The sequence below is a fragment of the Roseiarcus sp. genome (genome assembly GCF_049514155.1).
Lineage (GTDB): Bacteria > Pseudomonadota > Alphaproteobacteria > Rhizobiales > Beijerinckiaceae > Roseiarcus.
Window position 1 is genome coordinate 48,104 of the sequence record NZ_JBEKVH010000006.1, and the last position, 10,937, is coordinate 59,040.

The window sequence follows — 10,937 nt, forward strand, 5'->3', positions numbered from 1 at the left end:
GCAATCGCCGATTGCCGGCGCTTTGCGCGCTCGGCCCGCAGTTCGGCTGCTAGGCGTTCGCGGGCGCGGCGCCGGCCTGGCGACGGCGAACCGCATCGAGCGCGTCGCGTCACGCCTTGGCGATCGGCAGCTTCGTCCCGACGACGGCGCGCTCTTCTTTCACCGCCTCGCGGAAGCGGAAGGCCTTTGCCGGTCGTCCCCCCGTTTCGGCGACCATGTCGCCAGTCTCCTCGACCAGTTGCTGCTGCTCGATCAGGCGGCGAAAGTTCGGTTTGTGCAGGTTCATCCCAGCGATCGCCTCGACGCAGCGCTGTAGCTGCAGCAGCGTGAAGGCCGGCGGCATCAGCTCGAAGACGACGGGGTTGTATTTGATCTTGGCGCGCAGGCGGGCGATCCCGGTCGCCAGGATCCGCCGATGGTCGGCGACCATGGCTCGGCCGAGCCCGTTGGCCCCGCGGCCTGAAGGGTTGGCCTCGGACGCCAGCCCGGCCTCGTAAAGCAATTCGTAGCGCTGCAGCGCCAACTCTTCGTTCCACCGCCGACCGTCGAGGCCGAAGGCGATTTCGGCGCGGGTCCGGCGGCTCTCCTTCGCCAGGCGCGACCCGCCGGCCGCCATCCACCGCTTGAGCTTCGGCTCGATCGACGCCGCGAGCGGCTGGGCCGCGCGCTGGCGCTGGTCTTCCCACGGGAAGTAGTCGTACCAGCGGCGCCAACTCGCGCCCGCGACCGCCGCCGCTTCCGCCTCCGCGCGCGTCAGGCCGAGATAGCTGATCGAAATCCGCCGCCCGGCGCCGAGCCCTTCGCCGCGTTCGCGGTCGGCGAAGGTGTAGAGCTGCTCGAGATAGCCCAGCGCGTGGCCTGTCCGCTGCTCCACCCAGGCGCGCAGTCCGGATTGGAGCGAGCGGTGCGCGACCTCGAACGGGCCCGACGGCAGCGCGTCGCCCGCTTCGACCGTCATGACCATCGGGTCTCCGCTCGGCACGGCGACGATCACGGCGATCAACTCCGCCGAAACGCTCCCGGTTGGAGCGTCAAAAACTGTCTTCGCGGACATTCGAGTCAATTGATGGAGCGCCGCGGCGACTTAGAGGCGAGGCTGAACATTTGGTCAAGCCGGCCCGCCTCCGGGCTTCGGGACCAGGGGAGGCTAAAGAACGCCAACTTATGAGCTTGCCCCCGGCGCCGGACTGCGCGAGCCGGAGGATCGCAGGCAGGTCAAAACGACGCCAGTCGCAACCGAATCGAGCGCCGATTGGCGCCGACCATTCTCAAGGCGCGCCGGCGTCTCGGCTTTCCCGTTTTTCACGCGCCGCCTTGAACACGAACACGCCCGTGCGCTTGATCTCGGCGTCTTCGAGCGCGCGCGAGGTCGGGACCGAATATTCGGCGACGCATTCGAGCCGGTCGAGGGCGAGATAGCTGCGGCGCGGATCGCCGACGAGCACCAGCGCGCCGCGCCGCGCGAGGCCTTCGAGCCAGGCGAATGCGGCCGCCGCCATGTCGCGCTCATAGGCGACGTCGCCGGCCAGCACGACGTCCCAGCCGCGGTCCTGGCCGATCACGTCTTCAGCCAGCACGTCAACCGAGACGCCGTTCGCGGCGGCGTTGAGCGCGATCGCGGCCTGGGCGAACGGGTCGATCTCGCTCGCCTCGACCTTCGCCGCGCCGGCGAGCGCGGCGGCGATCGCGACGATCCCCGAACCGGAGGCGAAGTCGAGCGCGCGCCGGCCGGCGATGCGGCCGGAATGATCGCCGATCCAGCGCGCCAGCGCCTGTCCGCCCGCCCAGGCGAAGGCCCAGAACGGCGGCGGCAAGCCGGAAGCCTGCAGCTGAGTCTCGGTCTTGGTCCACAGCTCGACCGCTTCGTCGGCGAGATGAAGCCGCATTTCGGGCGCGAGCGGCGGGGCGAGCAGCCGCGTGTTGGCTCGGATGAAGGCGGCGCGCTCCTCGGCCGGCGCCGCCGTCACGGATGCCAATGCAGGGCGGAGACCAGGGTGAACAGGCGGCGCGCGGTCGCCTCGTCGATCTCCACCTTGTCGGCCAGGCGCGCGGCGAGCAGCCCGGCGCCCTCGTTGTGCAGCGCTGTCCGGGCGCGGTCCATTTCCTGGATCTGACGCGGGCCGGCGCTGCGAATCGCCGTGTAATAGTTCTCGCAGATGTTGAAGTAGTCCTTCAGCAGCGGCCGAAACGGCGTCATCGACACCGCAAACTCGACGACGGGAACGCCGGCGCTGGTGCGCACTTCGAAAGTGAGTCGCGACTCCACCTGAGCGATGCGAAGGCTATAGGGCCCGTCGTCGCGGCCGCGCACGCCGAAGCGATTGTCCTCGATCAGGTCGAACACCGCGGCCGCGCATTCATGGTCGCGGTCGGCAAGTCCGCGCGGAATCGACTTCTCGTCGAACTTCACTTCCGCCAGCCGGTTGCGGTCGGGCTGGGCCTCGTCGTTCACGTCGCGCCGTCCCGCCCCAGACGCAGCGCCACCGATCGCGCGTGGGCGGTGAGGCCCTCGGCCTCGCCGAGCGTCACCGCCGCCGGTCCGAGCGTCGCCAGCGATCGCGCGTCGCATTTGAGGATCGACGTGCGCTTGACAAAGTCATAGACGCCAAGCCCCGAGGAGAAGCGCGCTGAACGCGACGTCGGCAGCACGTGGTTCGAGCCGCCGACGTAGTCGCCGATCGCCTCGGGCGTATGCGGCCCGAGGAAGATCGCGCCGGCGTTGGCGATCGCCGCCGACAGCGCTTCGGCGTCGCGGGCGATGATCTCGAGATGCTCGGGCGCGATGCGGTCGATCAGCGCCGGCGCGGCGGAAAGCTCGGCAACGAGAATGATCGCGCCGTAGTCGCGCCAGCTCGCGCCGGCGATCGCGGCGCGCGGCAGGTCGGCGAGCTGCGCTTCGACCGCGGCGGCGACGTCGCTCGCCAGGCGCGCGTCGTCGGTGACGAGGATCGACTGCGCCGCCTCGTCGTGTTCGGCCTGAGCGAGAAGGTCGGCCGCGACGAACTCGGCGTCGGCGCTGGCGTCGGCGAGCACGACGACCTCCGACGGGCCGGCGATCATATCGATGCCGACGACGCCGAACACCCGCCGCTTGGCCGCCGCGACGTAGGCGTTGCCGGGGCCGACGATCTTGGCGACCGGCGCAATGCTCTCGGTTCCGTAGGCGAGCGCGGCGATCGCCTGGGCGCCGCCGACGCGGTAGATTTCGCTCACGCCGGCGATCTTGGCCGCGGCGAGCACCAGGGGATTGAGCCTGCCGTCGGGCGTCGGTACGACCATGGCGAGACGGCGGCAGCCGGCGACAGCCGCCGGCGCGGCGTTCATGATCACCGATGACGGATAGCTCGCCGCGCCGCCAGGCACATAGAGGCCGACCGCGTCGATCGCCCGCCAGCGCCAGCCGAGCTGGACGCCCAGGTGGTCGACGAACGAAACGTCGCCGGGAAGCTGGCGGCGGTGATAGGAGAGCACCCGCTCGTGGGCGAGCTCCAACGCGTCCAGCGCCTTGCGATCGCAGGCGTCGAACGCCGCCTCGATCTCGGCCGGCGCGATGCGGAAGCCCGAGCGCGACAGGTCGACGCGATCGAAGCGCAGCGTGTAGTCAATCAACGCCGCGTCGCCGCGCGCCCGCACGTCGGCGATGATCGCAGCCACCGCGGCGTCGACGTCGACCGACGCCTCGCGCTTGGCGGCGAGCAGGGCGCGGAACCGCGGCTCGAACTCCGCGGCGCGCATATCGAGTGTGACCGCCATGACGAGCTCCGCGGCCGCGCCTCTAGAACGACTCGGCGCTGGTCAGCGCGTGGCCGGGACATTCCTGCGCCGGGCGGCGCGGGCCGACGTCGACGAGTTCGGCCTCGAGGCACTCGACCTCGAGCCGCACCACCGCGCCGTCGGCGAAGGCGAGCAGCACCATGCCCGATGGCGCATCGGTGATCTCGAACGTCACCGCCAGCAGATTGAGCACCCGCGACTCGTCGCCTTCGTCGAGGCCGAGATGCGACACCTTCAGCACCCGGTCGAACCGCAGCACCGAGCCGATGCGCTCGGCGCGGCCTTCTTCGGCGCCCACCCAGTCGTAGCGCATGCCGCTGACCAGGAATCGCTTCTGGCTCGGCAGCCAGCGCAAGTCGGCGCGCCTGAGGCAGGTGTCCTGGGCTTGGGCGGAAATCACGCCAAGGCCTTCGCGGTCGAGCGCGATCAGCTTGAGTTTGTCGAGCGTCTGCGTCATCGCCTCAGCCCGAAATGCGCTCGATGTCGGCGCCGCAGGCGGAGAGCTTCTGCTCAAGCCGTTCGAAGCCGCGATCGAGATGATAGACGCGATTGACCGTCGTTTCGCCTTCGGCGGCGAGCGCGGCGATCACCAGCGAGACGGACGCGCGCAGGTCGGTCGCCATCACCGGGGCGCCGAGCAGCTTGTCGACGCCCTCGACGACCGCCGTGTCGCCGTCGAGCTTGATGCGCGCGCCGAGCCGCGCCAGCTCCTGGACGTGCATGAACCGGTTCTCGAAGATCGTCTCGGTGATGCGCGAGACGCCGCGGGCGCGCGTCATCAGGGCCATGAACTGCGCCTGCAGGTCGGTCGGAAAACCGGGGAACGGCGCGGTCGAAATGTCGACCGCGCCAATGCCGGCGCCGTTGCGCGCGACGCGCACGCCGCGATTGTCGCTCGACACCTTCGCCCCGGCGCGCGACAGCGCGTCGAGCGCCTCCTGGAACAGGTCGGGGCCGACGCCCTCGAGCAGGATGTCGCCGCCGGTCATCGCCACCGCGGTCGCGTAGGTGCCCGCTTCGATGCGGTCGGGCAGCACGCGATGGCGCGCGCCGTTGAGCCGCGCGACGCCGGTGATTTCGATTGTCGAGGTTCCCGCGCCCTTGACGCGCGCGCCCATCTTGTTGAGGCAGTCGGCGACGTCCTTCACCTCCGGCTCGCGCGCCGCGTTGGCGATCAGGGTCGAACCGCGCGCCAGCGCCGCCGCCATCATCGCCACGTGCGTGCCGCCGACCGTCACCTTGGGAAATTCGATTTCCGCGCCGACGAGGCCCTTCGGCGCCTTGGCGACGACATAGCCGCCCTCGATCGCGATCTCGGCCCCGAGCTTCTCCAGCGCCATCAGCAGCAGATCGACCGGGCGGGTGCCGATCGCGCAGCCGCCGGGCAGCGACACGCGTGCTTCGCCCACGCGCGCGATGAGCGGCGCGATCACCCAGAAGCTCGCGCGCATGCGCGAAACGAGCTCGTAGGGCGCGGTGGAATCGACGATCGTCTTGGCGCGCAGATGCGCGGTCTGGCCGGCGGTCGCCCCTTCGCCCGCCCGCTTGCCGTCGACCGAGTAGTCGACGCCGTGATTGCCGAGGATGCGCACGAGCTGGCTGACGTCGGCGAGCCGCGGCAGGTTTTCCAGCGTCAGAGTCTGGTCGGTCAGCAGCGAAGCGATCATCAGCGGCAGCGCGGCGTTCTTGGCCCCCGAGATCGGGATCGAACCCTGAAGCTTGGCGCCGCCGCGGATTTGGATGCGATCCATTCGTTCTTCCTCTTCGCGGATTCCGCGCTTCAGCGGTCCGATTCGGGGTTGGCCTGTTGCGGCGCCGCGGTCGACGGCGCCGCTTCGGCGGCCGCCTGCCGGCCGCGCTGCTGCGCCTTGCGGCGCTTCAAGTTTTCCCGCAGGGCCGCGGCGAGCCGCTCGCGCCGCCGCCGATCTTCGTTCCCCGCGTTTGCCCGAGCCATGCCGTTTCGCCCGTCGACTGCCCGCTAGATAGGCTGCCGGGGCGCCCCGGGCAAGCCGAAACCCCCTCCGCAGCCGCCCTTCCCTATCCGGCCTTCTCGATCAGGCTCTTCGCCGCCGCCCGCGCCGCGCCGGTGACCTCGGCGCCGGCGAGCATGCGGGCGATCTCTTCGCGCCGCGCCGAGGCGTCGAGCGCCACCACCTGGGTCGCGACGCGTTCGCCCTTGCCGACGTCGTTCTTGACGATCCGGAAATGCTGGTTGGAGCGCGCGGCGACCTGCGGCGCGTGGGTGACGGCGAGCACCTGCGCCTTGGCGGCGAGCCGGGCGAGCCGCTGGCCGATCGCGTCGGCGACCGCGCCGCCGACGCCGCTGTCGACCTCGTCGAACACCAGAGTCGGCGCGGTGTCGCGCTCGGCGAGCGACACTTTCAGAGCGAGCAGGAAGCGCGCAAGCTCGCCGCCGGAGGCGACCTTCATCAGCGGGCCGGGGCGCGAGCCGGGATTGGTCTGGACGGTGAACTCGGCGCGGTCGTAGCCGTCTGGCAAAGCCTGCGAATCATCGCGCTTGAGCGCGACGGCGAAGCGCGCCCGCTCGAGCTTGAGCGCCGGCAGCTCGGCGGCGACCGCCGCCTCCAGCGCGCGCGCGGCGGCGGCGCGGGCGTTCGACAGCGCGTCGGCGGCGCTGGCGTAGACGGCGGCGGCGGCGCGGGCTTGCGTCTCGAGCGCGACGACGCGCACTTCGCCCGCCTCGAGCGCGGCGACTTCGTCGGCGTATTTGCGGGCCAGAGCGGGGAGATTGTCGACCGTCGTCGCGTGCTTGCGCGCCATGCCGCGCAGCGCGAACAGGCGCTCCTCGCATTTCTCCAGTTCGCGCGGATCGAAGTCGCAGGCGGCGAGCGCCGACTCGACCGCCTGGGTGGCGGTCTCGAGCGCCTGCATCGCCTCGTCGAGCGCCTGGACGCTCGGCTCGATCAGCCCCGGCGCCTGCGGCAGGCGCCGCTGCAGCCGGCGCGAAATCGCCGACAGGACGGGCAAGATCGCCGAATCGCCGGAGAGATTTTCGTGCGCCTCGCGGATGTCGGCGGCGACCTTCTCGCCCTGCATCATGCGCTGGCGGCGTTCGGCGAGCGCCGCTTCCTCGCCGGGCTGGGCCTCGAGCGCGGTCAGCTCTTCGTGGGCGTGGCGCGCGTAATCGGCGGCGGCGCGCGCGGCGGCGACGCGGGCGCGCTCCGCTTCGAGCTCGGACTCGGCGCGGCGCAAGGCGGAGCAGGTCGAGCGCGTCGCTTCGACCAGCGCGCCGTGGCCGCCATAGGCGTCGACCAGGGCGCGATGGGTCGATGCGTCGAGCAGCGCGCGCTCGTCGTGCTGGCCATGGATCTCGACCAGGCCGGCGGCGACGGCGCGCAGGGTCTGGGCGCTGACGCTCTGGTCGTTGACGAAGGCGCGGGTGCGCCCGTCGGCGAGCTGGATGCGGCGCAGGATCAGTTCGCCGTCGGCGCGCACGCCTTGATCGGCGAGCGCGGCGAAGACGGGATGATCGGGCGCCAGGTCGAAGCTCGCCGTCACCTGCCCCTGCGCTTCGCCGTGGCGGGTCAGCGCGCCGTCGCCGCGCGCGCCGAGCGCGAGCGACAGAGCGTCGAGCAGGATCGACTTTCCCGCCCCGGTTTCGCCGGTGAGGATGGTGAGGCCGTCGGCGAACTCGAGGTCCAACTGGTCGATCAGCACGATGTCGCGGATCGAAAGCCGGGCGAGCATGGGCTTCGGCCTCGGCGCCTCAGGAGGGCACGACGGAATGATAGAGCTTGGAAATCCAGGACTGCTGGTTTTCCTTGGGCGACAGGCCGCCGTTCTTCAGCAGATTGTAGGCGTCCTTGTACCAGTCGCCATCGGGGAAGTTGTGGCCGAGCACGGCGGCGGCGGTCTGCGCTTCGTCGGTGATGCCGAGGCCGAGGTAGGCCTCGACCAGGCGATAGAGCGCCTCTTCCGAGTGGCGGGTGGTTTGGTAGGCGGTCAGCACGCTGCGAAAGCGATTGATCGCCGCGGTGTAGTTGCGCCGGTTGAGGTAGAAACGCCCGATCGACATCTCCTTGCCGGCGAGCTGGTCCGTCGTCACCTGGATCTTGTATTTCGAGTCCTCGACGTACTCGGAATTGGGATAGTCCTTGATCACCTGCTGGAAGGCGGCGAGCGCCTTGGCGGCGCGCTCCTGGTCGCGCGAGATGTCGGGGATCTGCCGGTAGTACGAACTCGCCTCGAGATAGAGCGCGTAGGCCGCTTCTTGCGACTTGGGATAGAGTTTGACGTAGCGCTCCGCCGACGCTTCGGCGCTGTCGAAGTCGCCGGCCTGGTACTGGGCGTAGGTCGTCATCAACAGGCCTTTGCGGGCCCAGTCCGAGTCGGGAAACTTTTCGCCCAGGTCGGTGAACTTCTTGGCCGCGTCCTGCGGCGCGCCGTTTGCGAGCTGGGCGAGGCCCTGGTCGTAGGCCTTGCTCGCCGGAACGTCGGGTTCGATCACCATCTTGTACTTCTCGCCGCCGAACGGGTTGAAGTCGTCGAACATCGAGCAGGAGGCGAGCGCCGCCGCCGCGCCGGCAAACAGCAGCAAGCGCGCGCCGCGGGCGAGGACGGACACGCGGGAAATCGGAGCGGCGAGGATCATGCTGCGGACTCGGACGTTGCGCGACGCGAATGGCGGATCAGCGGCGCTGTTTACCTCACTGCGCGTCGCAACGCCACCGGGACGCTTGGCCGGCGCGCGGCCGACGCATTAGAGAGTCGGATTGTGGCGGCAGGGCGCCGGACGTCCACGCGGCGGCGCGATTCCCGGCCTCAGTCGGCGTTGGCGGCGTAGGCGGTGGCGACGCGGCCAATCGGCCCCGCGCCGAGCGCATAGGCTTTGCGCGCCGCGCCGTCGACGATCTCGAAGGCCCTGCGGTCGGCGAACAGAGCCGACAGCATCATCGCGTTGATCTTGTGGCCCGGACGGTAGGAGCGGTAGCAGCCGACGATCGGAGCGCCCGCCAGGGCGAGGTCGCCAATCGCGTCGAGCGCCTTGTGACGGACGAACTCGTCGGCGTAGCGCAGGCCCTCGGGATTGAGGATCGCGTCGCCGTCGAGCGCGATCGAATTCTCCAGCGACGAGCCGAGCGCGAACCCGGCCTGCCACAGCTTCTTGACGTCGGTGACGAAGCCGAAGGTGCGCGCGCGGGCGATGTCGCGGCGGAAGGTCGACGGATCGACGTCGAAGGCGCGCCGCTGGCGGCCGATGCTGGGCGCGTCGAAGTCGATCTCGACGTCGAGCCTGAGACCGCGGCCGCCCGGCGCCAGCTCGGCATAAGCCGGTCCGCATTCGACCCGCACCGGCCGCACGACGCGAATGACGCGCCGCAGCCGTCCCTGACGGGCGAGGCCGACCGAGTCGATCGCCGCGACAAACGGCGCCGCCGATCCGTCCATGATCGGCATTTCCGCGCCGTCGATCTCGATCAGCGCGTTGTCGACGCCGAGGCCGGCGAGCGCCGCCATCAGGTGCTCGACGGTCGCCACCGCCGCGCCGGTCGAATCGCCGAGCACGGTGCACAAAGCGGTCTGGGTGACGTTGGACCATTTGGCCTCAATGAGGCGCTCGCGCCCATTGGGCAGGCCGGTGCGCAGAATGACGAGGCCGGAATCGACGTCGGCGGGATGAAGGACGACGCGCGCGGGCGCCGCTGAATGAACGCCGAAGCCGCTGATTTCGACCCGGTCGCGAAGCGTCGTCTGCAACCCGAATTTCATGCAGTCATCGTCCCCACACGCGCAGCCAGCCGGTTCTGTTCGTTCGACGATTCCGACGTCTGTCGCGTCGCTAGCGTCGTTCGCCCCGGCGGACCTGCGCTTACGGCGTTTCCGTCAGCTCAATGTCAGCCGCGCGGGAGATTAGTTGCGCCGTAGCGCAGGGCCAAATCACCTTTCGTGTACGAACGTTACACACTTGGTCAACCATGATTCAGGCAAATATAACAATATCTTATGACAATAATTGACGGTGCGTAAATGACGCAGGCGCCGCAACGGAAAACGACCGCGGCGAGGGCCGCGGCCGTCAGATTTCCAATTCGCCGATTCGCTCAGTTGGATTGCCGGCGCAAAAACGCCGGAATTTCGAGCTGGTCGTCCTCGAGCGAGGCGGGCCGAGCCGGCGCGCGGCCATGCGGGTCGAGCTGGCCCTGGACCGGACGCGGCGCGGCCGGACGGGGCTGGGTCCGCCCGTATTCAGCGTGCACCGCGGCGGCGGTCGGCCGCGGCGGCGCGAGCGGAACCGGCGGAGCCGAGATCGCGCGGGGCGCCGGCGCATCGTCCTCGTGGCGGCTGACGCCGAAAGCGGCGAGCTTCTCCAGCAGCGACCGGCGGCGCGTCTCGACCGGCGGCGGGGCGCTCGGCGCTTCGCCGCGGTGGGCGCGCAACTGGTTCTGGGCGATCGGCGGCAGCTCTTCGATCTGCGGCATGCGCGGGGCGCGCAGAGCCGGCTGTTCCGGCGCGGGCGGAATGAACTCGCGCTCGATCGTTTCCTCCTCGTGCGCCGGGGCGAACGGCTGGGCATAGGCGGTCGAACGCGGCGCGGCGGGCCTGATCTCGACGTCGTCGAGCGCCGCCGCGCTGAGCGGCGCCGACTCGACTGGTCCTTCCGGCGTGATCGCGGCGGGCAGCGGGCGCGGCGGAACGACGCGCGCGCGCGCGGCGGCCGCGGCGAGCGGCGGCGCCCCGACCGGCTCGATCTGGTCGATCGTCGCCTGGTCGATGCCGGTGGCGACGACCGAGACGCGGACGACGCCGTCGAGCGCCGAATCGAAGGTCGCGCCGAGAATGATGTTGGCCTCCTCGTCGACCTCCTGGCGGATGCGGCTCGCCGCCTCGTCGACTTCGTAAAGCGTGAGGTCGTTGCCGCCGGTGATCGAGATCAACAGGCCGCGGGCGCCCTTCATCGAGGTCTCGTCGAGCAGCGGATTGGCGATCGCCGCCTCGGCGGCCATCACCGCGCGGCGTTCGCCGCTCGCTTCGCCGGTGCCCATCATCGCCTTGCCCATCTCGCCCATGATCGAGCGCACGTCGGCGAAGTCGAGGTTGATCAGGCCTTCCTTGACCATCAGGTCGGTGATGCAGGCGACGCCCGAATAGAGCACCTGGTCGGCCATGGCGAAGGCGTCGGCGAAGGTCGTCTTCTCGTTGGC

10 protein-coding genes and 1 pseudogene are annotated in these 10,937 nt (G+C 70.2%); all 11 read right to left on the reverse strand.

From position 1 onward, the window contains the following. Nucleotides 1-109 precede the first annotated feature (109 nt). Nucleotides 110-1,054 carry an NUDIX hydrolase gene (locus ABSF49_RS01765; RefSeq protein ID WP_424110909.1) on the reverse strand — a complete coding sequence of 315 codons (945 nt, stop codon included), beginning with the start codon at nt 1,052-1,054 and terminating at the stop codon, nt 110-112. Between the two features lie 214 nt (nt 1,055-1,268). Continuing rightward, on the reverse strand, nt 1,269-1,967 hold the full coding sequence (locus ABSF49_RS01770) for a class I SAM-dependent methyltransferase (RefSeq protein ID WP_424110910.1): 699 nt from the start codon (nt 1,965-1,967) through the stop codon (nt 1,269-1,271). Beyond that, nucleotides 1,964-2,452, reverse strand: a complete 489-nt coding sequence (locus ABSF49_RS01775) for a UPF0262 family protein (protein WP_424110911.1) — start codon at nt 2,450-2,452, stop codon at nt 1,964-1,966. The genes ABSF49_RS01770 and ABSF49_RS01775 overlap by 4 nt, the downstream gene beginning before the upstream one ends. Then, nucleotides 2,449-3,753, reverse strand: a complete 1,305-nt coding sequence (gene hisD / locus ABSF49_RS01780; protein WP_424110912.1) for a histidinol dehydrogenase — start codon at nt 3,751-3,753, stop codon at nt 2,449-2,451. Before hisD ends, ABSF49_RS01775 begins: the two co-directional genes overlap by 4 nt. A 22-nt stretch (nt 3,754-3,775) precedes the next feature. Further along, nucleotides 3,776-4,231, reverse strand: coding sequence for a DUF2948 family protein (locus ABSF49_RS01785; RefSeq protein WP_424110913.1), 456 nt, complete (start codon nt 4,229-4,231; stop codon nt 3,776-3,778). Between the two features lie 4 nt (nt 4,232-4,235). Next, nucleotides 4,236-5,525, reverse strand: coding sequence for a UDP-N-acetylglucosamine 1-carboxyvinyltransferase (gene murA / locus ABSF49_RS01790; RefSeq protein ID WP_424110914.1), 1,290 nt, complete (start codon nt 5,523-5,525; stop codon nt 4,236-4,238). A 29-nt stretch (nt 5,526-5,554) separates the two neighbouring features. Next, the gene (locus tag ABSF49_RS01795) at nt 5,555-5,728 is read right to left on the reverse strand and encodes a hypothetical protein (protein WP_424110915.1); all 174 of its coding nucleotides are present in this window, start codon (nt 5,726-5,728) and stop codon (nt 5,555-5,557) included. An 83-nt stretch (nt 5,729-5,811) separates the two neighbouring features. Then, a complete protein-coding gene (gene recN, locus ABSF49_RS01800; RefSeq protein ID WP_424110916.1) occupies nt 5,812-7,482 on the reverse strand; it encodes a DNA repair protein RecN in 1,671 nt (556 codons plus the stop codon). Between the two features lie 19 nt (nt 7,483-7,501). Beyond that, complete coding sequence (locus ABSF49_RS01805; protein ID WP_424110917.1) at nt 7,502-8,386, reverse strand: outer membrane protein assembly factor BamD; 885 nt, start codon at nt 8,384-8,386, stop codon at nt 7,502-7,504. Between the two features lie 170 nt (nt 8,387-8,556). Next, on the reverse strand, nt 8,557-9,504 hold the full coding sequence (lpxC, locus tag ABSF49_RS01810) for a UDP-3-O-acyl-N-acetylglucosamine deacetylase (protein WP_424110918.1): 948 nt from the start codon (nt 9,502-9,504) through the stop codon (nt 8,557-8,559). A gap of 332 nt (nt 9,505-9,836) precedes the next feature. Further along, nucleotides 9,837-10,937: pseudogene (locus tag ABSF49_RS01815) on the reverse strand (cell division protein FtsZ); the annotation flags it as partial.

Bases quoted from the DNA above. Each gene is read 5' to 3' on its own strand.
- lpxC (WP_424110918.1), bottom strand. From the start codon at position 9,504: ATGAAATTCGGGTTGCAGACGACGCTTCGCGACCGGGTCGAAATCAGC.
- ABSF49_RS01785 (WP_424110913.1), bottom strand. From the start codon at position 4,231: ATGACGCAGACGCTCGACAAACTCAAGCTGATCGCGCTCGACCGCGAA.
- ABSF49_RS01795 (WP_424110915.1), bottom strand. From the start codon at position 5,728: ATGGCTCGGGCAAACGCGGGGAACGAAGATCGGCGGCGGCGCGAGCGG.
- ABSF49_RS01765 (WP_424110909.1), bottom strand. From the start codon at position 1,054: ATGTCCGCGAAGACAGTTTTTGACGCTCCAACCGGGAGCGTTTCGGCG.
- recN (WP_424110916.1), bottom strand. From the start codon at position 7,482: ATGCTCGCCCGGCTTTCGATCCGCGACATCGTGCTGATCGACCAGTTG.
- hisD (WP_424110912.1), bottom strand. From the start codon at position 3,753: ATGGCGGTCACACTCGATATGCGCGCCGCGGAGTTCGAGCCGCGGTTC.
- ABSF49_RS01805 (WP_424110917.1), bottom strand. From the start codon at position 8,386: ATGATCCTCGCCGCTCCGATTTCCCGCGTGTCCGTCCTCGCCCGCGGC.
- murA (WP_424110914.1), bottom strand. From the start codon at position 5,525: ATGGATCGCATCCAAATCCGCGGCGGCGCCAAGCTTCAGGGTTCGATC.